At 50.3% G+C, this 24174-nt stretch carries 21 protein-coding genes and 9 tRNA genes; all 30 read right to left on the bottom strand.

Annotated features, from left to right (window positions below; translation table 11 throughout):
- Window positions 1-7: 7 nt before the first annotated feature.
- Window positions 8-1783, bottom strand: a complete 1776-nt coding sequence (gene aspS, locus FXY30_RS04840) for an aspartate--tRNA ligase (RefSeq protein ID WP_083428214.1) — start codon at window positions 1781-1783, stop codon at window positions 8-10.
- Window positions 1784-1800: 17 nt separating this feature from the next.
- On the bottom strand, window positions 1801-2424 hold the full coding sequence (locus tag FXY30_RS04835) for an MBL fold metallo-hydrolase (RefSeq protein ID WP_071705555.1): 624 nt from the start codon (window positions 2422-2424) through the stop codon (window positions 1801-1803).
- Window positions 2425-2432: 8 nt separating this feature from the next.
- Window positions 2433-4631, bottom strand: coding sequence for a RelA/SpoT family protein (locus FXY30_RS04830; RefSeq protein WP_071705554.1), 2199 nt, complete (start codon window positions 4629-4631; stop codon window positions 2433-2435).
- Window positions 4632-4691: 60 nt separating this feature from the next.
- Window positions 4692-6473, bottom strand: coding sequence for a single-stranded-DNA-specific exonuclease RecJ (recJ, locus tag FXY30_RS04825; protein ID WP_071705553.1), 1782 nt, complete (start codon window positions 6471-6473; stop codon window positions 4692-4694).
- 24 nt (window positions 6474-6497) lie between these two features.
- Window positions 6498-6872, bottom strand: a complete 375-nt coding sequence (gene yajC, locus FXY30_RS04820) for a preprotein translocase subunit YajC (protein WP_071705552.1) — start codon at window positions 6870-6872, stop codon at window positions 6498-6500.
- A 105-nt stretch (window positions 6873-6977) separates the two neighbouring features.
- A complete protein-coding gene (tgt, locus tag FXY30_RS04815; RefSeq protein WP_071705551.1) occupies window positions 6978-8099 on the bottom strand; it encodes a tRNA guanosine(34) transglycosylase Tgt in 1122 nt (373 codons plus the stop codon).
- Window positions 8087-9253, bottom strand: a complete 1167-nt coding sequence (queA, locus tag FXY30_RS04810; protein ID WP_071705550.1) for a tRNA preQ1(34) S-adenosylmethionine ribosyltransferase-isomerase QueA — start codon at window positions 9251-9253, stop codon at window positions 8087-8089. The genes tgt and queA overlap by 13 nt, the downstream gene beginning before the upstream one ends.
- Window positions 9254-9341: 88 nt before the next feature.
- Complete coding sequence (gene ruvB / locus FXY30_RS04805) at window positions 9342-10358, bottom strand: Holliday junction branch migration DNA helicase RuvB (protein ID WP_071705549.1); 1017 nt, start codon at window positions 10356-10358, stop codon at window positions 9342-9344.
- A 24-nt stretch (window positions 10359-10382) separates the two neighbouring features.
- Window positions 10383-10970, bottom strand: a complete 588-nt coding sequence (ruvA, locus tag FXY30_RS04800; protein ID WP_071705548.1) for a Holliday junction branch migration protein RuvA — start codon at window positions 10968-10970, stop codon at window positions 10383-10385.
- Window positions 10971-10972: 2 nt separating this feature from the next.
- Complete coding sequence (gene ruvC / locus FXY30_RS04795; RefSeq protein WP_071705547.1) at window positions 10973-11467, bottom strand: crossover junction endodeoxyribonuclease RuvC; 495 nt, start codon at window positions 11465-11467, stop codon at window positions 10973-10975.
- Window positions 11464-12186: a hypothetical protein gene (locus FXY30_RS04790; protein ID WP_071705546.1), complete on the bottom strand. Its 723-nt coding sequence runs from the start codon at window positions 12184-12186 to the stop codon at window positions 11464-11466. Before FXY30_RS04790 ends, ruvC begins: the two co-directional genes overlap by 4 nt.
- A gap of 234 nt (window positions 12187-12420) precedes the next feature.
- Window positions 12421-12969, bottom strand: a complete 549-nt coding sequence (locus FXY30_RS04785; protein WP_071705545.1) for a flavodoxin family protein — start codon at window positions 12967-12969, stop codon at window positions 12421-12423.
- A 31-nt stretch (window positions 12970-13000) separates the two neighbouring features.
- The gene (locus FXY30_RS04780) at window positions 13001-14215 is read right to left on the bottom strand and encodes a nitrogenase component 1 (RefSeq protein WP_147659381.1); all 1215 of its coding nucleotides are present in this window, start codon (window positions 14213-14215) and stop codon (window positions 13001-13003) included.
- A complete protein-coding gene (locus FXY30_RS04775) occupies window positions 14190-15533 on the bottom strand; it encodes a nitrogenase component 1 (RefSeq protein ID WP_071705543.1) in 1344 nt (447 codons plus the stop codon). The genes FXY30_RS04780 and FXY30_RS04775 overlap by 26 nt, the downstream gene beginning before the upstream one ends.
- Window positions 15518-16372 (bottom strand): ABC transporter ATP-binding protein, encoded by an 855-nt coding sequence (locus FXY30_RS04770; RefSeq protein ID WP_071705542.1) that lies wholly within the window; start codon window positions 16370-16372, stop codon window positions 15518-15520. Before FXY30_RS04770 ends, FXY30_RS04775 begins: the two co-directional genes overlap by 16 nt.
- Window positions 16373-16379: 7 nt before the next feature.
- Window positions 16380-17396: a FecCD family ABC transporter permease gene (locus tag FXY30_RS04765; protein WP_071705541.1), complete on the bottom strand. Its 1017-nt coding sequence runs from the start codon at window positions 17394-17396 to the stop codon at window positions 16380-16382.
- Window positions 17396-18499 (bottom strand): ABC transporter substrate-binding protein, encoded by a 1104-nt coding sequence (locus tag FXY30_RS04760; protein ID WP_071705540.1) that lies wholly within the window; start codon window positions 18497-18499, stop codon window positions 17396-17398. The genes FXY30_RS04765 and FXY30_RS04760 overlap by 1 nt, the downstream gene beginning before the upstream one ends.
- Complete coding sequence (locus FXY30_RS04755) at window positions 18496-19314, bottom strand: nucleotide-binding protein (protein WP_071705539.1); 819 nt, start codon at window positions 19312-19314, stop codon at window positions 18496-18498. Before FXY30_RS04755 ends, FXY30_RS04760 begins: the two co-directional genes overlap by 4 nt.
- A 198-nt stretch (window positions 19315-19512) precedes the next feature.
- Window positions 19513-19586: transfer RNA gene (locus FXY30_RS04750), tRNA-Arg, on the bottom strand.
- A gap of 12 nt (window positions 19587-19598) precedes the next feature.
- Window positions 19599-19669, bottom strand: a tRNA-Gly gene (locus FXY30_RS04745).
- Between the two features lie 6 nt (window positions 19670-19675).
- Window positions 19676-19747, bottom strand: a tRNA-Gly gene (locus FXY30_RS04740).
- Between the two features lie 94 nt (window positions 19748-19841).
- Window positions 19842-19923: transfer RNA gene (locus FXY30_RS04735), tRNA-Tyr, on the bottom strand.
- A 10-nt stretch (window positions 19924-19933) separates the two neighbouring features.
- Window positions 19934-20007 (bottom strand) — tRNA-Asp (locus tag FXY30_RS04730).
- A gap of 21 nt (window positions 20008-20028) precedes the next feature.
- A tRNA-Glu gene (locus FXY30_RS04725) sits at window positions 20029-20100 on the bottom strand.
- Between the two features lie 6 nt (window positions 20101-20106).
- A tRNA-Met gene (locus FXY30_RS04720) sits at window positions 20107-20180 on the bottom strand.
- A 27-nt stretch (window positions 20181-20207) separates the two neighbouring features.
- A tRNA-Leu gene (locus FXY30_RS04715) sits at window positions 20208-20293 on the bottom strand.
- A gap of 5 nt (window positions 20294-20298) precedes the next feature.
- A tRNA-Asn gene (locus tag FXY30_RS04710) sits at window positions 20299-20371 on the bottom strand.
- 134 nt (window positions 20372-20505) lie between these two features.
- Window positions 20506-21312, bottom strand: a complete 807-nt coding sequence (locus FXY30_RS04705; protein ID WP_071705538.1) for a hypothetical protein — start codon at window positions 21310-21312, stop codon at window positions 20506-20508.
- Window positions 21309-22172 (bottom strand): patatin-like phospholipase family protein, encoded by an 864-nt coding sequence (locus FXY30_RS04700; RefSeq protein WP_071705537.1) that lies wholly within the window; start codon window positions 22170-22172, stop codon window positions 21309-21311. The genes FXY30_RS04705 and FXY30_RS04700 overlap by 4 nt, the downstream gene beginning before the upstream one ends.
- A 41-nt stretch (window positions 22173-22213) precedes the next feature.
- A complete protein-coding gene (gene malQ / locus FXY30_RS04695) occupies window positions 22214-23797 on the bottom strand; it encodes a 4-alpha-glucanotransferase (protein WP_097677422.1) in 1584 nt (527 codons plus the stop codon).
- Window positions 23798-24174: the final 377 nt, after the last annotated feature.

Genomic DNA, 24174 nt, shown 5'->3' with positions numbered 1-24174 from the left:
GATTTTTTTATTCGTTGCGTGGTGAAATATGGAGCTCCTCATATTGTGTAGCGGAAATAACCGTCGGTGCATCCATCATGAGATCTTGCGCCGTTTGCGTCTTCGGGAAGGCGATCACGTCGCGAATATTGCTGCGGTTGATCATCATCATGACAAAGCGATCCAGACCGTAGGCAATGCCGCCATGCGGTGGCGTGCCGTACTTTAATGCGTCCACAAAGAATCCGAAACGCGATGCAATTTCTTCTTCGCTCAATTTCAGCAGATGGAAGATCTTATCCTGCAGCTCGGCGTTGTTGATACGAATGGAACCGCCGCCGCGCTCATCCCCGTTAATCACGATATCATACGCCTGTGCACGAACACGAAGCGGATCGGTATCCAAAAGCGGCAAATCTTCTTCCAAGGGCTTGGTAAACGGATGATGCATCGCCACATAGCGCTGTTCTTCTTCATCGTATTCAAACATCGGAAAATCAACTACCCAGCACAGCGCGAAATCATCGGGTGCAAAGGTCAACTGTTCATTTGCCACGGTGGTACGTAACGTTCCCAGTCGTTCCAGCGTCTTCGCTTCCGGCCCGATTAACAGGACCGCAACGTCACCATCCTGAAGGGCCAAACGCTCTTCTAAGAAATGCTTCGTTTCTTCCGTCAAAAACTTATTAAAGCTGGACTGTATGCCTTCCTCTGTTTTCTTCACCCAAAGCATGCCACTGGCGCCGATACCTTTTGCAAAGGTCGTGAGGGCATCCAATTTCTTACGAGGATAGTTCTTGGCTTGTCCATCAAAATTAATGCCGGCAATGAGCGCCCCGTCGTCCTTCACCTGTTGGAAGAGGGCAAAATCCGTAGTCTCTTCGATACCATTGAGCCGCACAATTTCAAAGCCATAGCGAAGATCCGGTTTGTCCGTACCGAAGCGATTCATCGCTTCTTCATAGCGTATGCGACGGAACGGGCGTGGCAAATCCACTCCGAGAATATCGTGGAAAACAGATGCCATCAGACGTTCATTGATTTCTAGGACATCTTCCATCGTCACAAACGACATTTCAATATCCACCTGCGTGAAATCCGGTTGACGATTGGCACGCAGATCCTCGTCGCGGAAGCAGCGCGCCACCTGATAATAGCGGTCGGTTCCGCCGATCATAAGCAGCTGTTTATAAAGCTGTGGACTCTGCGGCAGAGCATAAAACTTGCCTTCGGAAACGCGGGAAGGCACCAGATAATCGCGCGCACCTTCCGGAGTGGGCTTTCCTAAATACGGTGTCTCGACTTCAATAAAGCCTTCGTGATACAAAAATTCACGAAACGCACGGGTAATCTCGGCGCGCTTGGTCAGCATTTCCTGCATTTTGGGCTTGCGCAAATCAAGATAACGGTATTTTAGGCGCATCTCTTCCTTCACGTCATCGTCATCACGAATATAGATGGGCGGCGTTTTCGCCACGTCCAGAATACGCAGGGTTTCGCAAATCACTTCAATATCACCGGTGGCAAGATCCGGGTTCTTTGCGGAGCGCTCCACTACGCGCCCAACAGCAGCCAAAACATATTCTTGATGAACCCCTTTTGCCTTTTCATACAGCGCCGCATCCTGCTCCTGATTGAAGGTTAGCTGCACAAGACCTGTGCGGTCCCGCAAATCGATGAAGGCAAGTGCTCCGAGATCACGTACCTTTTGCGCCCACCCCATCAATACAACGCTTTTTCCGATGTCCTCTTTTCGAAGCGCGCCGCAATAATGCGAACGCATCAATCCGTTAAGCGATTCCATAGTCTCTCCTTTTATTTCTATTGCAACACCGCACGTACATACGGATTCCAATGTCTCTCGTTTTCGATGGTTGTCGTTTCTCCATGGCCGGGATAAATTGTCAGGTTTTCCTTAATGGCGAATAATTTCCGTAGCGATTCTCGCATTTGCCCTTCATCGCCGGTAAATAGATCCATGCGTCCGATCGAGCCGCAAAATAGCGTATCGCCGGTAAACAGCGCCTCGCCTAATCGAAAAACCACACTTCCCTGTGTATGCCCCGGCGTTTCCATGGCCGATAAGGAAAGCGAAGAAATATCGTCTCCTTCCACGAACCAACGGCTGGGCACAATATCTCTTGCCGCTTCCCCCAGTATTTCAGAATACTGTCGAAGCGTGTTGGCCAAAACCTCTTTTTCCTTTTCATGCAGCCAGATCGGCGCATCATACTCCTTGTGATAATAGCCGGCGCCGGCAATGTGATCGACATGTCCATGCGTTAACAGAATGTCCGTTAACATCAATCCTTCCTCTTCCAAATACCGATCAAACGAAGGGATCCGGGCGCCCGGGTCAATCAGGATGGCTTGCTTTGTCGCTTCATCGCTTACGAAATAGCTGTTCTCGCCAAAGTACGCGCCCAATGCTGTTCGAATTTGCATACTGCCTCCTACCCGTTCATGCGGAAAACACTGATGGTGTTCGGCACAGAGCGAATTTTTCGCATGACTTCATATACCTCATTCGCATCATCAATCTCCATGGTCATGAGGATATGGGCCGTATTATCATTATCCGTATGCACCTGCAGCCCGGACATATTAATCTCCATCTTACTGAGCAATTCAACGATATTTGCCATATAGCCCGTCTTATTGCGTGCCATAATGCGCAAAGTCGAATAAAATTTCGCTTTTTCGGTTTTGGCCCACTCGACTTGAATCAAACGTTCCGGCTGCTTCGTGTTCACGATATTGGCACAATCGCAACGATGTACGGAAATGCCGCGTCCCATCGTGATGTAGCCGATGATATCATCCCCGGGAACAGGCGAACAGCACTGTGCCAGCTTGATTTGCAGGTTTGAGACACCTTCTCCGCGAATACGAACTGCTTCATCCGCCATTTTCGAGCTGTAACGCTCAACCTTTTGCGGTTCAGACTTTTCCGAAGCCTGCTGCTGTAACTCTTTTAGTCGTTTCTCTTCCTCTTCCTTGCTCTTCTGCTCCTCATAGGCATTTTTTAGCCTTCCGGTAATACCTGCTAACGACTGCGACCCGAATCCGATGGCCGCAAAGAGATCCTCCGGAGAAGAATAACTGGTACGTGCGATCACGCTTCCCAACAGCTCATCCGTCATCAGCTCGTTGGCATGATAACCGTCTTTTTTCAGATCCTGAATGAGCATGTCACGCCCGATCGCGATGTTATCTTCTCGATTGGCGTGTTTGAAGAATTGACGAATTTTCTGCTTGGTAGAGGGATTGGCAACAAATTTAAGCCAGTCGCGCGACGGGCCTGCTGTGTTTTTGGATGTGAGAATTTCAACAATGTTTCCGTTCTCTAAGACATGATCCAGCGGCACCAGCCTTCCGTCCACCTTCGCTCCCACACAATGATTTCCAATGTCGGAGTGAATGCGATAGGCAAAATCTACGGGAGTCGATCCGCGCGTAAGCTCCACCACGTCTCCACGAGGTGAAAACACATAGACCTCATCGGAAAAGAAGTCGCCTTTCAGTGTTTCCATATATTCTTTGGAATCGGTAGCAGTCTTCTGCCATTCCATGAGCTGTCGTACCCAGGTGAGCTTTTTATCGAACGCCGTTTTCTTCCGGCGTCCCTCCTTGTATTGCCAGTGTGCCGCAATACCGTATTCTGCTGTCTGATGCATCTCAAAGGTGCGAATTTGCACTTCAAAGGTTTCCCCGCCCGGTCCAATCAGTGTCGTATGTAACGACTGATACATATTCTGTTTCGGCATGGCAATGTAATCCTTGAAGCGTTTCGGAATCGGCTTCCAAAGCGTATGGACAACGCCTAAAACGGAATAACAATCCTTCACCGTATCGACGATGACGCGAATCGCAGACACATCAAAAATCTGATCAAAGGTCTTATTCTGCTGATACATTTTTTTATAAATGGAATACAGTGTCTTCGGTCGACCGGAAATTTCAAAATGAATACCGATGGCATGAAGCTCTTCGCTGAGCTGATCCATGATATGGCGAATATATTCCTGTCGTTCTTCCAATCGCTTATGAACCAGTGCGGAAATCTCAAAATACGCATCCGGATCCAAATATTTTAAGCAGAGATCTTCCAGCTCGGATTTAATGGTGGAAATACCAAGACGATGCGCAATCGGCACATAGATTTCAATGGTTTCCGTTGCTTTTTCAATTTGCTTGGCACGATCTTTATAGTCCAGCGTGCGCAAATTGTGCAAGCGATCCGCCAGCTTGACGATGATCACGCGAATGTCGTTGGCCATCGCCATGACCATCTTGCGGTAATTCTCCACCTGATTGTCCACTTTGGACTTGGATTGCAGCTGTTTCAGCTTGGTTACGCCATCGACCAAGCTGGTGATCTCCGGGCCGAATTCCTGAATCATATCGGCTTCGGTAATGGGCGTATCTTCGAGAACATCGTGAAGAAGACCTGCACAGATGGTTTGATCGTCCATCTGCAGCTCCGCCAGAATCATGGCAACATGTAAGGGATGAATAATATACGGTTCACCGGAATTGCGCTTTTGGCCCTCATGCGCCGAGGCGGCCATATGATAGGCACGACGAATTAATGCCTCATCCGTTGATGGATGATAGGCTTTTACCGCATGGATCAATTGGTCGATCGTCATGTCATCCCCCTCACCACGTAAAATCCTTCTTCTGAACCGCTTGTCTAACGAATTACATTATTATAGCGCACTGATACGCATATCGGCTAATTTTAATTGAATGGATTTGCGGCCGTTGTATTCATTCCATTCCGGGCAGTACAAAATATCCAGGCGCAAGCCGGACGGCTGACCGCGAAGTGCCGCGACAAGATCCGACTTCCTCTCGTCCGGGCAGGACTGCTGCATCGTTTGTAACAACACGTCTCCGGAAAATGCTACGGCCTGCATCGGCACGCCCTGCGATTCCAGACGAGCCTGCAAAACGTTTTGGTTCTTCCCTACCAATCGCAAGCCCAGAACATTGACTCCCATAGCCGCAAAAAGCGGAGACGGATTGCCCTTTCCAAAGGGTGCGAGAGAAGCAAGCTGCTCCATCGCATCGACGTGAAGCCCGGAAAAAGAAAGTTTTCCATCCGCTTCGATAGAGGGCTCCATATCCGACGCGGATAAATTCGCTTCCCGATTCCATATCGTTCGCAAGGAATCAATCTTCTCTTCTTCGATGGTAATGCCGCAGGCCATGCGATGCCCGCCGAAGGCAACATACTCCTCGCGGTGACGATTCAGGGATGAAAACATGTCATAGGCTTCTACACTGCGACCGGATCCTTTTAGAAGTTTTTTTCCGACCTGCGCCGGCGTAAAGATCAGCGTTGGCCGGTAAAACCGATCCTTTATGCGTCCGGCAATCAGTCCGCATAAGCTTTCATGCACATCCGGTAACACCTCGACGATCACCTGGGGTAAAGGTCGTTTTTCCAGCACGGATAAAGCGACTTCGACGCCCTCTCGTGTCATAGCTTTTCGTTCTTCATTCAGAGCATACAACTCGCGTGCATAGGCGTTGACGGTTTCCGGATCGTGTTCTAAAAAAAGCTCCACTCCAAGGCGGGCAGTCAGTAATCGCCCGGACGAATTAATGCAAGGACCGATAATGAAGCCTACCGTATACGCGCTGACCGGACGATTCCAAGAATTTGCAGCAAGAAGAGCGCGCAAGCCGGGATTTGTGGTGGCATTAAGTGCCTGTAGGCCAAGCGTTACGATGACGCGATTTTCCCCTTTCAGATCCATCATGTCACAGATGGTTCCCAGCGTAGCAAGGCTTAGCAATTCATCAAAAATAGGCAACGGAACATCCGCATAGCGCGATAAAGCCTGCATAAGCTTAAAAGCAATGCCAGCGCCACATAGAGAATCAAAGGGATAGGTTTCGCCGGGAAATTTGGGATTAAGGAGTGCCTCACAGGGCGGACGTTTTGCTTCTCCCTCCACGATGGCCGGTTCGTGATGATCCGTTACGATCACAGGAATCTGCCGCGCAACCGCTTCTTCCAACCCCGCAAAGGCCGCCACACCGTTATCCACCGTGATGATGAGGCCGACTCCCTCTTCCTCGGCTTGTGCGACCAGCGAGGGATTGATGCCATAGCCGTCCTCGATGCGATCCGGAATGGCGTAGCTGACCGCCGTTATCGGATCCTTTCCTTCCCTCTCGGCAAAGTAACGCAGCCCTTTGACCAAAATAGCGGTAGCCGCAACGCCATCCTGATCATAGTCGCCAATAATGCGTATGGGGGTATCGGAAGCAAGGCTTTCCATAATATAAGAAACTACAATTTCCATTTCCGAAAAAAGAAAGGGATCATGAAAATCCTTCTCTTGGGGATGAAGAAATGCGTCCGCTTCTTCTGCTTTTACGCCGCGATTGGCCAATAATAAGCGGGTAAGCGGCGGCAAAGAGGTCTTCTTACTCAGTTCCTCATAAGCAGCTCGGTTGTTCTTCAGGAACCAGCGCATGCACACTCCTTATCGCCACATAACTTATTCTTGATTGCTTTGCTCGTCGTGATCCGCTTTTTGCACCGTATCCGGCTCCGTGTCGGCTTCGCCTTCCCACTGCAGACCATTCTCCTTTTTCTCGTAGCCTTCTACCGGCTTAACGACATAGGAGAGCGCATTGCGCAAAAATTCCATGCGGTGATGATCCCGACCGGTTTCGATTTCAAACGCATCTTCCGTAAGGGACACGACATTACCGCGAATTCCTCCGATGGTCACAATCGTATCGCCAATTTTCAGGTTATCGCGAACCTTTGCCATCTCTTCCTGGCGTTTTTTTTGCGGACGGATCATCAAAAAATACATAGCCCCAAACATCACCGCCAACATGGCAATTGGATAAAAATTATTCGGCATTTTCTTCTCCTTTTTCGTTTACGGCATGGCCGTCTGTTTTTTCCCAATTCGTTTTATTGTATCACAGCACGAAAAGCCAATGAAAGGCTGTGCGGACTGTGCTCATCACTCCTGTTTCGCCATATAGCGGCTTAAAAAGGATTCTTTAAAAGCTAAAAATGCATCGTTCAGAATCGCTTCGCGCATTTCCTGCATCATATGCAACAGAAAATACAAATTGTGCAGACTGAGCAGACGCGAACCCAAAATCTCTCCCACTGTAACCAGGTGACGCAGATACGCGCGCGTGTAATTGGTACAGGTGGGGCAGGAACAATCCGCATCCAGCGGCGTAAAGTCCTCTTTATACCGGGCATTACGCATATTCCGCTTTCCATCATGTACAAGAGCCTGTCCGTTTCGTGCTACACGCGTAGGTAAAACACAATCGCACATATCAATGCCGGCTTCGACTGAATCGAAGAGATAATCCGGCGTGCCGATGCCCATGTTATACCGCGGCTTATCCGCAGGCAAATAGGGCGTTGTGTAACGCAATATGCGCAGAAATTCTTCATGCGGTTCGCCAACGCTGATGCCGCCGACGGCATAGCCATCTAAATCTCTTGACGTGGTTTCCATAGCGGATTCCTTGCGTAAGCGCTCGCTAAAGCCCCCCTGTACGATCCCGAAAAGGGCCTGATCTGTTCGGGTTTTCTTGGCCATGCAACGATCCAACCAACGCAACGTTCGATGCATGGACGCTTCGGTATAGGCCTCATCGGCCTCATACGGTACGCACTCATCGAAAGCCATCATGATGTCCGCGCCGAGCGCTTCCTGCACGCCGATAGATACTTCCGGCGAAATGAATTTTGCGGAACCGTCCAGATGCGACTGAAAGGTAACCCCCTCTTCGGTGATGGACTTGCGGTCGGCAAAGCTGAACACCTGATATCCGCCGGAATCCGTCAGCATGGCGCCATCCCAATTCATAAAACGATGCAGGCCGCCGGCCTTTTGCACCACTTCCGCGCCTGGACGAAGAAACAGATGATATGTGTTGGATAAGAGAATTTGCGCGCCGATTGCTTTTAATTCCGGTGTTGTCATCGCCTTGACGGTCGCCTGGGTTCCCACCGGCATAAAAACCGGCGTTAAAATATCGCCGTGTGGTGTATGCAAAATACCCGCACGTGCGCCGCAATCCTTGGATTGATGCACCAGCTCATACGTTACTGCTCGCATGAAGACTCCTTAAAAATTTCATCCTGCGGATCCGGTCCGTCATGTTCCGTTTCCGCAAGAAATGCGTCGTGATGTACTGCTACCCCCCGCAAGGCGTTGGCGGGTTTGGTATCCTTCCTCGGTAAAATGAGCATGGCATCGCCGAAGCTGAAAAATCGATACCGAAGCGCATTGGCCACTTCATAGGCGTGCAAAATACGCTCTCGTCCGACCAGGGCCGAAATCATCATAATGAGCGTCGATTCCGGAAGGTGAAAATTCGTGATAATGCCGTCAATCACGCGATACGTATAGCCGGGATAGATGAAGATATCCGTCCAGCCGGTATCGCCCTTTAGCGTGCCATATTTTTGTGCGACGCTTTCCAGCGTGCGGGTAGAAGTCGTGCCGACAGAGATCACACGATGTCCCTCTTTCTTCGTTTGCGCGATAAGATCCGCCGTCTCCTGTGGAAGAACGTAAAACTCAGAATGCATGGGGTGATCTTCAATATTCTCTTCCGAAACCGGACGAAACGTCCCAAGACCGACATGCAACGTGAGATAGCCCAGACGAATGCCGCGCTTCTCCAATTCGGCAAGCATGGGTTTGGAAAAATGAAGCCCTGCCGTCGGCGCGGCCGCAGAACCATCCACCTTCGCATAGACCGTTTGATAATCGTCTTTGTTTTTGAGCTTTTCTGTAATGTATGGCGGCGTAGGCATGGTTCCTACACGATCCAGCACTTCTTCCCAAACGCCCTCATAGGAGAAGCGAATCAGGCGTTGTCCCTCGTCTTTAATCGATTCCACCGTACCCGTCATGAGCGTTTCGTCTCCTGCAGCAAAAAAAAGAACCGCGCCTTCGCGCATTTTCTTTCCCGGCTTGACCAAGCATTCCCACAGATCGCCTTTTTCGCGACGTAGAAGTAACACTTCAACACGTTCTTCTTTGCCTTCCCGATGACCGAAGAGGCGTGCCGGAATTACCTTGGTGTCGTTCATGATGAGGGCGTCTCCCGGCTCCAGATACTCAAGAAGGTAGGAGAAGTGGTCATGCGTCATCTCCCCCGTGTCCCGATCGAGAACCAGCAGGCGGCAGTCCTCTCTTTTTTTTGTCGGATGCTGCGCAATCAGCTTTCGATCTAAGGTATAGTGAAAATCCGATGTTTTCATCGTTTCTCCTTTTTCTATTTCGGTACTGCGGTACAAAAAGCACCGGCATTCCTTGCTTTTCATCGGCTCGAACAGCAAGCAAGAACCTTTATTCCAATAAATTACGGGAAGGAATCGCTTTTCCCATATAGCGATAGGCGCTTGTGGTCAGAACTCGTCCGCGCGGGGTACGCGCCAAAAAGCCGATTTGCATTAAAAACGGTTCAATGACGTCTTCAATCGTGCGACTTTCTTCTCCCATGGAAGCAGCGACCGTGTCCAGTCCCACCGGTCCGCCGCCAAAAAGCTCGGCAATCACGTTTAGGAAACGGCGATCATCACGATCCAATCCCAATTCATCCACTTCCAACAAGCGAAGCGCTTCCTGCGTAATTTGCGGCGTAATTTTTCCTTCTCCGCAGACCTCAGCAAAGTCTCGCACTCGACGCAGCAGTCGATTGGCGACACGCGGTGTACCGCGGGATCGTCGACCGATTTCCATGCCGCATTCCGCATCAATGGGTATGTCAAGAATACTTGCCGATCGATTGACAACGCGCGCCAATTCATCCGGTTGATAGGGTTCAAACGTAATCAACACGCCGAAGCGATCACGAAGGGGAGATGAAAGCATGCCGCTTCGAGTCGTCGCACCGATGAGCGTAAAGGGCTCCAATTCCAGGCGAAGGCTCTGTGCGGTCGTGCCCTTCCCCACCATGATGTCGAGAGCAAAGTCTTCCATGGAAGAATACAGAACTTCCTCGATATTTCGATTGATTCGATGAATTTCATCAATAAAAAGCACATCCCCGCGATGCAAATTTGTCAAAATGCTCGCTAGGTCTCCCTGCCGTTCAATGGCCGGCCCGGATGTGATTTTCAGCCGCGATCCCATCTCATTGGCAATGATGCCAGCAAGAGTGGTTTTACCTAAGCCCGGAGGGCCGGAAAGAAGCACATGATCCAGCGCCTCGCCACGTGTTTTTGCGGCATTCATAAATATTTTTAATTTTTCTTTTGTCTTTTCTTGTCCGATATATTCTTTAAGCCAACGCGGACGAAGATTGCCTTCATTAAAGGTGTCTTCCGAATTCGCCTGAATATCGATGATGCGATCCTGTTCCAAAGCCGTTTCCTTCCTACCGCTCTATTATGATCCGAGTCTTTGTAAAGCCATACGCATCAGCGCGGAAAGCGGAAGCGAGGTATCCAATCCGTTTAAAGCGCGCATGGCTTCGCTGCGCTGATATCCAAGATTGATGAGGCCTTGCAGCGCCACGGCAAATTCCGCCTGTTCTTCCCCATCCTCTTGCGGAAGAGGGCTTGTCACAGTCGAAAAAACGTTGATCTGATCCACCAATTCCAACAAAATCCGACCGGCTGTTTTTTTACCGACGCCGGGCGCCTTTGTCAAAATGGAAAGCTCCTGGTGCTGTACGGCATGCACAATGCCTTCTACGCCGACCGCAGATAAGATGGAAATCGCCACCTTCGGTCCGACGGCAGACACCTTCGTCAGCTGATCAAACATCTCCCGTTCCTGTTCATCATAAAAGCCATAGAGAAAAACGCCGTCTTCACGCACAATGTAGCGCGTATAGACCTTTACTTCTTCCCCTACTTGAAAGCGAGACATCGCCTTCGTGGAAGTCGTCAACTCATAGCCGATGCCGTTGTTTTCCAAAATCAGTTTTTCGGACTCCATGGCGGTGACCTGACCGATAATATATGCGTACATGACTACCTCATTCGTTGCTGTTCTTTGAATCGCTGCCCAAAGGCATGCGTGATAGCTACGGCGAGCCCGTCTGCGGCATCGTCCGGTTTCGGAATATTTTCCATGCGCAACAGCATTTTTACCGCATTCTGCATCTGCGCCTTATTTGCACGACCATAGCCGGTGATGGCTTGCTTGATCTGCCCCGGTGTATATTCATAGAGCGGTATATGCAGACGTTCGACAGCATTCACCTCCACGCCACGCGCCTGTGCGACCGTAATACCCGTGGTCTTATTCTGATAGAAAAACAGCTCCTCAAAGGCTGCCTCATCCGGCGCGGCGTCTTTAAGCAGCTGATCCAATTGCTCATCTATTTGTCGGAGTCTTGTCGGAAGCGGCATGTGTGCAGGTGTCTCAATACAGCCGAAGGTCACCATACGAATAAAATTACCGTCAAAATCTACAATTCCGTAGCCCATGCGCGCTAAGCCGGGATCAATGCCCAAGATTCTCATCGCGCATACCTGTCCAAAACGGCGTCGTTCAGGCCCATCCAGAACGCATACCGATAGACTTTTGCAATATTATTGTATAAAAAGTGATTAATCTTTCCATAAATCATATTGAGCTCACTCAGCTCCAGCCCGCTCTCTTCAACGGTGAGACGGGAAAGGTGATCAAAATCGAGTACGATCTGTGTATCTAAAGAACCGTTGAGTTGCAGAATTTTTTTACGCAGTACACGCCGACAGTAGAGATTCGAAAAGCGGCGTACATCTTCATTTCCCTTGGTAGAGGTTTTAATATGATGGAAAACCATAGATTGCAGGCCCATCACCTTCCCCTGCTTGCAATGGTGATAAAGAATCGAGACCATCTCCAGCTGCTCCGGCTCGTATTCCTGAAGCGCCAGACGCTCGAGACGATCCACAAAAAAAGCATCCTGACCGCCCGAGACATAGCCCTTTAAAAAAACGGCCAACTCAAACCGATTGACGTCATCATTGATCAGTTTTTTAATCGCAGAAACAATGTAATCGCGATCTTTACGATAGCGAAGAGAACGATTTAATGAGGTGTTCATCTGCTTCATCAGCCGATACCCCGGCTGAAGATTCGCCAGCTTCTGGCGATGATCAATCATGGAAAGAAGAATATGCATCGAGTCCGGATCATTCTGATATAAGAAACGATTTTCCAGGCCTTCTTCGACTTGAAGCAAGCGATTGTCCATGTCCTTCTCTCCTTTCGCTGATCCCTTCCAGTATACACTATTTCCTTCACAGCAAAAATTTTTTCCCGTCTGGAAGGCAAAAAATGCCGCTTGAAAAACTTCGGTTCTTCTGAAGCGGATTCTTCCTGGAAAAAGACAGGGAGAAGATAAAGCATCTATCTTCTCCCTGTGAAGGCTCTTTGATATTGTCTAAAATACCAACACGATTTGACAAAGAGCCTCTTTTTCCAGCCCTTACTGCTCTTTCAACTTGCGGATTCTCTGCGACAGCAAAACCCGCTCATGAAACCGCTCTACAGCTAGGTCGCACTCCTTTTGGCTGGGGTGGTCTTTGAAAATCTCATACCGGATTCCCTTTTCTTCCGTGTAGGCGTGTGGGTTGTCCGGATTCTCCTGGGCCATCTTTTTAAACCTTTCAATCAAACCGGGAGCCAAGGCTCCATTGGCAATGAAGTTGCCCAGAACTTCCCCGCCGGCCTCTTCGACTAGGTCGATGGCCGACTGCATGGAGTCAAACGCGTGCTTAGAATCGGCAAAATAGGCCAGGGTGCAGAAAAGAAAGACCCTTTTTCCCTTGACCTGTCTGATCCAGTCCTTGACAAGATCATCCGGCCCTCCCTGGATCACATAATAACCCAAGGCGACAATGTCCGCATCCGAGATGTCGGGTCTTTCATTGATGTCCAGAAGCTCTTTCTCCCCTTCGTCAATGCTCTCGTAAATGGCCTCCGCCAACTTCTTCGTGCAACCGGTCAACGAGCGGTAAGCTACTACAAATTTCATACCTTCTCCTTTCTTTTTTTTCGTTAACTATTTACAAGCCCCGCCGCAGCAAATAGGTCATCAACTGTTCTGCCAGAAAGTCCATGCCCCGCAGGCCCATAAAGGGTAGGTGGCTGGCGTAAATCCGGCTTTCAAACCAGGGAAAAGATGTCAAAAGCGGGTAGTTGCTGGAATCCACTAGGTTTAAGGTCTGTTGGTCAGCAAAGACCATCCCTTCCTTCCAGGACCGGATTGCCTGCAGGCGGCTTTTTTCCTCTTCTACCGGCAGCAATTGCTGTTCAAATCGGATGCCCAAAGGGGACATAGCTGCCGCCAATCCCTCATTCAAAAAACTAGGGCCTAGGCTGTAGAAATGGATCTCTGATCCTATTTTTCGAAGGTACATGGGGAAATAGGCAACCTGTCTTTTCCGCTTTTCCAACTTTTCCTGAAAGCTTCTCGACAATGTTCGGCCCAAAATCTGCCCGATGGCTTGGAGCGAAGATCGAGTTGCATCATAGCCGTAGAAGCAAACTTCCAGGTAAGGAATCCCCCATTTTTCCTTCAAGGCTTGGGCTAAGGGCAGGGCTTCTTTTCTCAAAACTAGAGAGACAGCAGCCTGTCGGGCCCGGTCCAGGTCCCGGATTGCCCCCCGGACGACAAAAGTCGATGCGACCGTGATATCCAGAGCTTCTTCTAACATATCCTCCAGCTCTACAAGGTCTGATTCTAGGCGAAAGTGGTCCGGAGAAAAACCCAAGAGATTGCAGGAGGGGGTTCTCAAAGGCTGCGATAGTTCCTTCTCTTCCCAGCCCAAAGCAATTTCCCCCAGCATCCGGTAGACTTCTTCCGTCCCTACGAGGTAATCTCCTGCAAAGCCGCCAGAATTGTGCACGTGAAGCTTGGCTTGAACCTCCTCTTGCAGGTAGTGACAGATTCCCGTCAGGTCGGTCCCAATGGTGGTGGAAACAGAAGAACCTACGACAAAGAGATGGGCCGGCTTTTGCCTCTGATCGATTTCAAGGACGGCTTCTTCTAAGTTCCTAGTATCCCCCATGACGACATCGGACTCGTTCATATGGGTGACAAAGTAGCGACCGTTCACAGAAAGCCCCAGCTCTCCAAGCAAGGAAATCCCGTAGTGGGTTGTTCCCGCCGGCCCGTATTCCAAGACGCAGGCATCCTCCAAGGCGAGAAGATTCCACAAGGCGCCCATCCGATCGGATGGGACCGGTAAAAATCTAGTAACCGCCATGTTTTCCTCCAAAATACTTTTTCCTCAAGTCGATGCAGTCTTCCAAAAAGCAAAGCAAGTCGACCGACAATTGAAAACCGTAAGAGCGACCCAGGCGGTCCATGGCCGCCTGGACAATCCCCTTTTGCAGTAGTCGTTCAAAGAACTCATGACCAAAGTAAAAATCGGGCTGTAATTGATCGTATACCGCTTGCAGTGGACTGATGTTTGCGTTTTTGCTCAAATAGGGGTCGGCGTATTCCAGGATTTTCTCCCGGTTTTTGTCGTCACCCTCCCCCCATTGCGACAACTGGATCAGTTTCGGTTCCATGCCCAACTCACAGAGGTAGGCGTTGAGTTCCATCTGTAGAAGGGGGGAATTTCCGTAAATGTAGGAGTATCCCTGAATCTTTTCTCGGACGCGTTCGTAGACTTCTTCAAAGGCTTCTTTCTTTTCCTTGAGCCAGCCCTCCATCTGCCGCCGTGTCTCCTCCTTCAAAATGCTTTGGAAAAGGCTGCGGTAGGCTCTTTCAATCGTCTCTGGGTGAACGAAGCGGTCAAAGTAGAGGTAAGGGATTTTGAACCGGTCCCTCATCGCCCTGGCCAAGGGGAGCCCAATCCGGTCGGTTACCAGGTTTAGGCTGGCCTGAGGGGCTTTTCGAATCTCCTCCAGCCCGGCCTCGGAGGGGAGAGTGAGAGATATGGGAAGACCTATGGTCTGCAGGCACTCCGCCAGCTCGCTTTTTGAAAAATCCTCGTGGCGAGGACCTAAGATATTGACAGACAGCGTTCGCTCTGTTTCCTCCATCAGGGACAGGCAGGCCAAAAGTGTCGCCTCCATGCCCTGCAGGTGGTTTTCGGAACGGAAATGTTCGGTGTGAACGACAGGGATTTTTGCTCCCATCTCTTCTTCGAGTGCCTGGCAAAGACTATCGAAGTCATCTCCAATGAGCTCCACGAGGCAGGTGGAGATGACGAACAAGATTCGGATGCCGTCTTCTTGTAAAATTTCCTGCACCGCCTGCTTCAGCTTTTCCCCACTGCCAAAGCTAATGTCCGTCTGGGAAAGCACAAGAGAGTAGCACGATTCTGCCATTTTCCCCAGCCTTCCCGCCGACATAGCGGCTGATTTGGCGTAATAAGTACATTCATCCGTCCCCACAATCAGGCAGGCTGCCCCTTGAATCCTCTGAATAAGGAGCATGGCCCCGAAGAGGGGGCAGTGGCTTCCCGGGAATAAGGCTTTGGATAGGGCGGTCACTTCTTCCAGAGATTGGACTTGGGACAGGCGTTTGGCCCGCCCCAAAATGTCCGCATCCCTTCTGTCTTCTACTTTTAGGGTCTCCTGCATGAAAGACTCCTTCCTTTTTTGTATCCAAAACAGGGGGCCGTCTCTGCCTGCTCCTGATCGCTCTCTGCCATCTCATAGGAGATGAGGGGGCGCTCCCGGCCTTCTACTTCCACTAGGTCACAGGTAACCGAATACACCTCGGACAGCATTTTCCCGTGAATGACCTCTTCCGGCTTCCCCTCGCTGTATTTTTTGCCCTGCTTGAGGACCATCACCCGGTCACTGATATCCATGGCCTGACCGATGTCGTGGAGTACTAAGACAATCCCGATTCCCTCCTCCTTCCGCAAGCAGCTAATTAATTCCATCATCTCGATTTGATGGCAAATGTCGAGATAGGTCGTCGGCTCGTCCAAAAAGAGGATGCGGGGCTTTTGTGACAAGGAACAGGCTAACCAAACCCTCTGCAGCTCCCCTCCAGATAGTTGCTGGATATAGCGATCTGCAAAAATTCGGGTATGGGTGCGTTCCATGGCCCAGTCAACAATTTCCCGGTCTTCTTTTGAATCCTTCTTAAAGAGGCTTTGGTGAGGCATCCTCCCGTAGCTGACCAACTCCCGGACGGTAAAGTCTCCCGGGGCATAGTGGATTTGGGGCAGCATGGCAATTTTTTGAGAAATTTCCTTCTTTTTCCAGTCCCTCAGCTCCCTTCCATCGTAGAAGACCGCCCCCTTTTGGTAGGGGATAATTCCGGAAACCGCCTTGAGCAGGGTGGACTTTCCTGATCCATTCGGCCCGATTAGGGTTAGAATCTCCCCTTCTCGGATGGTCGCGGAAAAGTCGACAATGACCGATCTCTGTCCGTAGGCAACGTGGAGCTGATTGATTTGAATCTCCATCTCCCCCTCACTTTCTTCCGGATAGCACTTTTCCCCTGCTCTTTAAGAGGTAGAGGAAGAAAGGCCCCCCGGCCACAGACATGACAATTCCCAAGGGCAGTTCCATGCCCTGAATTGCCACCCGGCCTATAGTATCTGCTGCCAGGGCCGTCACCGCTCCCATAATCATGCCGATGGGTAACAGTCGGCGGTAGTCAGACCCTACAATAATCCGGCTAATATGCGGGACGACAAGGCCGACAAAGCCGATGAGACCTACTACGGCGACCGTCGCCGCTGATAAAAAGGCAGCTAGGGCGGAAATGAGAATCCGGGTGATCGTCACCGGAAAGCCCAAGTTTGTCGCCATTTCATCTCCCAGCTGGAGGGCGTTAGCGCCTCGAATCGTGAGAAAACTTAGGCACAAGCAGGGCAGGCCGTAAAACAAAATCAAGCGGACCTTGGACCAGGTTGACGCCGCAATGGACCCATTCAAAAAAGAGAGTACGCCGGACAAGCTGTCGCTGTAGAGCATTTGCAGGAGAGCGTTAAATCCCCCGAGCACCGTGTTGATTGCGACTCCTGCCAAGACAATCCGCACCGGATTCATCGTCCCATCATAGGCCATCAGATAAATCAGAACACAGGAGAGCAGGGACCCGGCAAAGGCAAAAATCGGCACGCTGGTCGTCAAATTGGGGAAAAGCAGCATAATTGCCGTTGCTGCCGTTCCCGCCCCTGCAGAGACCCCGATAATTCCGGGGTCTGCCAAGGGGTTTCTCATCACTGCCTGGAGTAAGGCGCCCGCCGTAGCCAGGCAGGCCCCCACGATAATTGCCACAATGACCCGAGGCAAGCGAAGGTGGATGAGAATATTGCGAACTGTCTGAGACCCGTTTCCAAACAGGGCATCGACAATCTCCTGCAGGCTGTAACCTGCTGAGCCAATCCGCAGGGAAAGTAAAGAGAGAAAGACGAGGATCATAAGGAGCAGGGCTCCAAAGGCCCAGGCCCCGAGGCGACTGATCTCTTTTCTCTTTCCCATTATTTCCCAACTTCCGCCGACAGCTTGTCAATGAGAGTCAGAAGGTCCTGTGTAATTTCTAGACCCCGGCTAGTCGTGTAGTTTCCGGGCAGGGCGATCACCTGGTTGTTTTTGACGGCGTCAATCTCTTCCCAGACTTCGGGGTCCGCCTTTTTTGCCTTTTCGTAGGCATCGATCAAGCTTTGCGGGTCGTAACCCGTGGGCGGTGCAATCAGGAAAAGCAATTCAGGATTTGCCTTGACTAACATCTCAAGACTGGAAGGGATGATGCCCGACCCTTTCTGGTCCAAGGAGTCTCCGACATTCTCAAAGCCCAACATTTTGAGAATTTGCCCGAAAAAGCTTTTAGAGGTAGAAATCATGGTGCTGTCGGACCCCGGTCCGAAGAGGATCATAGTCTTCTTCGCCGAGTGGTTCTTTGCGTATTCTTCACACGCCTTCTTTACTTCATCGTAAATTGTGGAAACATCTTCCCTTGCCTGGCTGCCGCCAAAAGCTTCTGCCAGGGCCTCCGTCTCTGCCTGGTTCTCGACCAGTCCGATCATGGGACCTTCGGAAGTGTAGTAAACAGGAATCCCTAACTTCTCCAGTTGACTGCCGAACTTCTCTTTCATTCCTCCGCTCATAATGACCAGGTCCGGTTCTAGAGCGATAACCGCCTCCGTGTCCACTCCCCGCATACCAGATTCAATCTTTTGCACATCCTTGTAATACTCTGCTGCCTTGGTGGTCGCCACAGTACGGGAAACAGCCGTCAAGGGGACCTCTAATTTCGACATGAGGTAGAGGGTGGAGGTGGAGAGGTCGACAATTTTTTCCGGGTATTTGTCAAGCTTCAGGGCCTCTCCGTGCTTGTCCCTCACCCCCTCCGGATATTCGATGCGAAACTTTCCGGATTTGTCCAAGTTGTTCCGAATGAGCGGATTTTTGACGTCAATCTCCACTTTTTTTTCTGAGCTTTCCGCCTGGTTGCTTTCCTGCACCTGACTCACCGGCTCCGAGGAGTTTATCTTTTCCGCTTCCTTCTGTGACTGTGACTGCCCGCAGCCTGTTAAAAGCAAGACCAAGGCCAATGGTAAAAACATAGAACGTAATGACTTCATAATAACCCTCCTATTATCATATTTTTCTCTTCCGATGCTTCTTCGCGATCTTGTGACTTGTCTTCGGACCGCATAATTTTTTCTGCCAACTCTGCGTAGACTTTCCGCATCGTCGACTGTCCCGGTGCGAAGGCTTCAAATACCGTCATTCCCTTTGCCTCCGCCTCTTGAATCTCGGGAGACCTCGGGATTACCTGGGTAATTTCTGTCCCGATCTCCGGCAAAGCCGCTTGCACCAGCTCCAATTCATTTTCAATATTTTTTGAATTGAGGATAAGGCCCTTTAGACGGGCATAACCCCTTTTTTTGAAGTTATTGACCGCTCGGGCGATATTGTGTGCCGCATATAGGCTCATCATTTCACCGGATGAAACGACGTAAACCTCGCGAGCGTATCCACCGCGGATCGGCATAGCAAATCCACCGCAGACGACATCCCCCAATACGTCATAGATGACAATGTCCGGCTGGTAGGCCTCAAAGGCTTTCAACTCTTCCAGCTTTTCAAAGGCGGAAATAATCCCCCTTCCTGCACAACCGACACCCGGGGCAGGTCCTCCGGCTTCCACACACAGGACCCCGGTCTTGCTCGGAAAGACCACGTCATCTAAACGCAAGTCCTTTCCCTTGTCTAAAATCTGGTCTAAGACCGTGGGAATCTGCCTGCCCCCCATTAGGTTTTTCGTGGAATCCGCCTTTGGGTCACAGCCGATTTGCATGACGCAAAGCCCCATTGCGTTGAGAGCTGCACTGAGATTTGACGATGTGGTTGATTTCCCAATCCCTCCTTTTCCGTAAATAGCAATTCGTTTCATAATACCTCCCGTCACAATTTTTATGTTAGTGTTAGCTAACATATGATTGTGCTAGCTGCTACAAGGAGCATCATATCACGTCTTTACTTTGCAAACTTTTAATTCATTTCAATAATAATATGAAAATCTATCGATTTTTCCCTCGCAAAATTGCGATTTCTAATTAAAAAAGCCGCTTGAAAAATCAAGCGGCGCGCACGTGCCATTGAGGATTCGAACCCCAGGCCTTCTGGTCCGTAGCCAGACGCTCTATCCAGCTGAGCTAATGGCACATATCGTCGAAGAGCGGGTGAAGGGAATCGAACCCTCGTAGCCAGCTTGGAAGGCTGGAGCTCTACCACTGAGCTACACCCGCGAAAAAAGCGGCAGACGAGATTCGAACTCGCGACCCTCGCCTTGGCAAGGCGATGCTCTACCCCTGAGCCACTGCCGCACATCGCTTTTTAAAAAAGCGCGGATTGTGTACCCGAGAATATTACCATACTCGGGGCTTACCCGTCAACCGAAAACGATCGAGCGGATAAAATTGGGCGAGAGCGGATTCGAACCACTGAAAGCATAGCTAACGGATTTACAGTCCGTCCCCTTTAGCCACTTGGGTACTCGCCCCTATTCAAAACGACCCGGATGGGCTTCGAACCCACGACCTCCAGCGTGACAGGCTGGCATTCTAACCATCTGAACTACCGGGCCTCACCACACCTAACCGGTAACTGACCCTACCCGGATTCGAACCGGGGATACCGCCGTGAGAGGGCGATGTCTTAACCGCTTGACCATAGGGCCTTAAAGTAGCGGAGAAGGGATTTGAACCCATGACACCCCGGGTATGAACCGAGTGCTCTAGCCAGCTGAGCTACTCCGCCGTATTGCCGAAAGTTGCTTCCGGATAATGCCGAGGACCGGAATCGAACCGGTACGATCGGTAAGGATCGAGGGATTTTAAGTCCCTTGCGTCTGCCAATTCCGCCACCCCGGCATAAACGCCTTGTGTAGGACTCGAACCTACGACAACGCGGTTAACAGCCGCGCGCTCTACCAGCTGAGCTAACAAGGCATAGCGATGAAAATCATCGCCGCTACTTATTTTTTACGCTTCCTCTCGACCAAGTGTTGGTCGATTTCGGTAGCGACTTGTACATTATAGCAACGTTCACTTGGGATTGCAAGAGCGAAGTATATTTTTTCCTGCTAGCAGGAAGTTAAATCGATCTCTACGCGTTTTGGCGCTTCGATCCCGATTTTCCCGCCAATCATGACGTCTTCCCCGGATGCCGTTTTCTCCAACGATAGTTCAATCACGCCGCGCGGTTGTTGTAAGAGCACCGGTTTTTCGCGTAGATGCCATACATCTTTTTTGGCCACGCCTACAGCATAGCTTCCTGAACCGCAGGAACCTTCACGGTACAGCGTTCTCGCTTCCGTGACATACACATAAGGAATCATGCTTTTCCGGCTTTCCTGCAAAAAGAGAATGCCGTAGGCTTCGGCAGGATAACGCTCTTCGAGATAGAGAAGTGCGCGACGCACAAAGGCTTCGTCCTCTTCACGATCCGGAACGAGAACATGAAGAATGCCCGGAAGCTGCACCGCCGTATAAGAGCTTTCCTCAAGAAAAACGGGAAATAGCGCGTCCGGTTTTGGCAACGCAATTTTGGCATAAGCATTTTGCGTGTCGACGTGAACTGTAAGCGGATGCGAAACGCCGCTGACGCACACTTTCTCGATTCCTTTTCCCTCTTTTTTCTTGGCAATCGCCTGTAGCAGGCCAAGTGCCCGTGAGGCGTTGCCGCAAAACTCCCCGCCCATCATATCTAGGCGCAGCGGCTCTCCCCGGTCATTCATAGATATAAAGCCGACTTGCTCCACGCTTTGATCAATCTGGTCCATTAGGGCTCGGCCGATTGCGACGCGCTCCTTTACCGGCGTAGGTGTAAAGACGAACGCCGTAATGTTTCCGGCAGGGTCCACACGCTGATATGTAATGGTTTTTTTCATTTCTTTTGCTCCCGATGCTGCAAGAAGACAGGAATCTGCGCGGCATCCTTTCGTCCGGCTTCATACAGCTTGCGCAAAGCGTCTTTATCTTTGCGCAAGGTATCCACGCCAAACGTGTCTTTTGGCGCTACAATCAGCACTTTTCCCTGTTCACGATACGTTTTTGCCAATTTCATTGCATTATTATAACGTTCGGCGCGAGCACAGAACGCCTCCGCTGCCTTAGGAAATTCCTGTTCAATACGACGGGCGATGCGGCGATCCCGATCGGGTGTGCGAATTGTATCTTCAGGCTTCGTTAGAATGAGGACCACGCGATCACAGCCTTCCGCAAACGCCTTCTTCAAAGGAATACAGTCGGCAAGAGCACCGTCATAATAGGCTATGCCTTCATGCATCACTGGTCGACAAAAATACGGAAGCGCCGAGGATGCCTTAAAAATGCCGTAGTGGTCCAACCGAATATCGTTTTTTGTAAAATAACGAGGTAGCCCTGTCTCCGCCTCTGCCGCTACAACAATCAAGTCCATGGGATTCTTCTGTAGCGCCTCATAATCCAGCGGGTCTTCGCCATCGCTGTTGCTCAGCGTCCCATAGACATAATCCAAGTCCACCGCATTACGGTGACGAAGGAATTGCCAAAAACTCATATATTCCTTACGAAACGAATACTCCGTATAAAAACGCAAATTTCGTTTCGGCTGCCCGGCAAGAAAAGAGGCCAGATTGGCACTGCCGGCAGAAACGCCGATCCCGAGGTCAAACGTAATTCCTTCCTGTAAGCAATAGTCAAGAATGCCGGCACCATATATATCGCGCATTCCACCACCGACATCAATGATTCCGATTTTTTCCTTCATCGCTCCCCCTTCCCTCTTTCTTTATTCGGGCAGAGATTCTGTTAACGGCCATACAGCGCATTGAGTGTACGCAATCTCTTGCTTATTTCCGGATCAGCATAGTCGCCCAAAAGACGCCATTTCCAGTTTCCGCCGAGAGAGCCGGGGCGATTGATGCGCGTTCGTTCGTCCGTCCACAGGATATCCTGCATCGGCAAGATGCATAAATCTGCTACGGTCGAGATGGCCCCACGAAGAAGTCCCCAATGCGCTTCTTCCGGTTCATGCAGAGCAAAATAGTCCTCGACGAAAGCACGAATAGGCGGATCTAACTGTTCCCACCACGTTCGAAGAGGAGGCGTATCGTGGGTGCCGGTATAGATGCTTGTGCGACGATCAAAGTGATGCGGAAGATAGTCCGAATCGCTTCCTCCATCAAATGCAAACTGTAAAGGTTTCATACCGGGAAAGCCGGTCTTTTCTCGAAGTGTAATCACTTCAGGAGAAAGCACACCCAGATCCTCCACCAAAATCGGTAAAGGCCCCAGCTCCTGTTGTAACGCAAGAAAAAGGGAAAGACCCGGCCCCGGTTCCCAGTGTCCATATCGTGCCGTCTCATCTTCCGCCGGAACGGTCCAATAATGCGCAAAGCCGATGAAGTGGTCCAGACGAAGGACGTCATAGAGCAGGAGCCCGGCGCGGACGCGTTGAACCCAGAACGAATAGTCCCGTTTCGCCATCACGTCCCAGCGATAGAGAGGATTTCCCCAACGCTGTCCGTCCGCTGTAAACGCATCCGGCGGCGCACCGGCCACCACCGTAGGATTTCCTGTTGCATCGAGGTAGAATTCGTCTCGATGGACCCAGACATCCGCGGAATCATGAGCCACGTAGATGGGCATGTCCCCGATAAAAAGCAGTCCCTTTTCATGCGCATAGTCCTTCAGTGCCTTCCATTGCCGGAAAAAATGATATTGCAAAAAAACCTGAAAAAGAATATCTTCCTCATGTTGTGCACGAAAAACTTCCAGTGCAGCAGTGTCTCGATCCCGATATTCCGGGGTCCATTCGGTCCACTGTACAGCAAAATGCTCAGCCTTGAGGGCCTGAAAAAGGGCGTAGTCCTCGATCCAGTTCCCATTTTTCTCACGAAAACGAGCAAGCGTTTCGCGCGTTCCCCGATCCCCTTCCAGAAAAGAATAGCCGAAAGCCGCTTTCGTTTCACTGGTCGCAAGCGATGTCTTTCCCATGGCGCGCTCGAAGGAGCGGTGAAGAAGACGATAACGCTGCTGATAGAGCAGAGAATAATTAACGTATTCTTCTTTCTCTCCAAAAGAAATAGCCTCCAGCTCCGCACGCTCCAACAAGCCGTCCGCACAGAGATATTCAAAATCAATAAAATATGGATTGCCCGCTACGGTAGAAAAGCTCTGATACGGAGAATCGCCATAGCTGGTAGAGCCCAATGGGAGAATTTGCCAATAGCGCATGCCCGCTTCCTGCAAAAAATCACAGAAACGATACGCTTCCGGACCGAAGGTTCCGATTCCGTATTGTGAAGGAAGTGAAAAAATGGGCAGGAGGATTCCCGCTCCGCGCGGAAAAGAAACCTGCATAAGTTCCGGAAGTTCGACAGTATGATTCAATGTTCCCTCTCTTCAAGCGCTAAATCTATTTCTTCGTTCCGTCACCAAAGAGGTGCAAGGTTTATTACAAAATTAACCTACCTTACGCTTATACTATCAAAAAAAAATTGTCGTGAAAATATAATACTCCTATATAGCTCACAGAAACTGTCAATAATACATTGTGTGCCTATAAATGAAACGTATCATATTCACCATCGAAATGAAATGGTGTTTTCTTACCAAACACTGCGATCTTCTTCCATTCTTTCTTGATGTTCTTGTAGTTCAAATGACCGCTATCGAAAGCAATTGTCTTGCCTTCTTTTGTATACAGTCAAAAATTCACATCATATTCGCGAATACAACAGATTCCATCACAAAGAATGCCGGTGTTT

This window comes from Murdochiella vaginalis, assembly GCF_902381775.1.
Lineage (GTDB): Bacteria > Bacillota > Clostridia > Tissierellales > Peptoniphilaceae > Murdochiella > Murdochiella vaginalis.
Note: the sequence above shows the minus strand (reverse complement) of the source record. Positions and strands in the feature narration are given on the sequence as shown.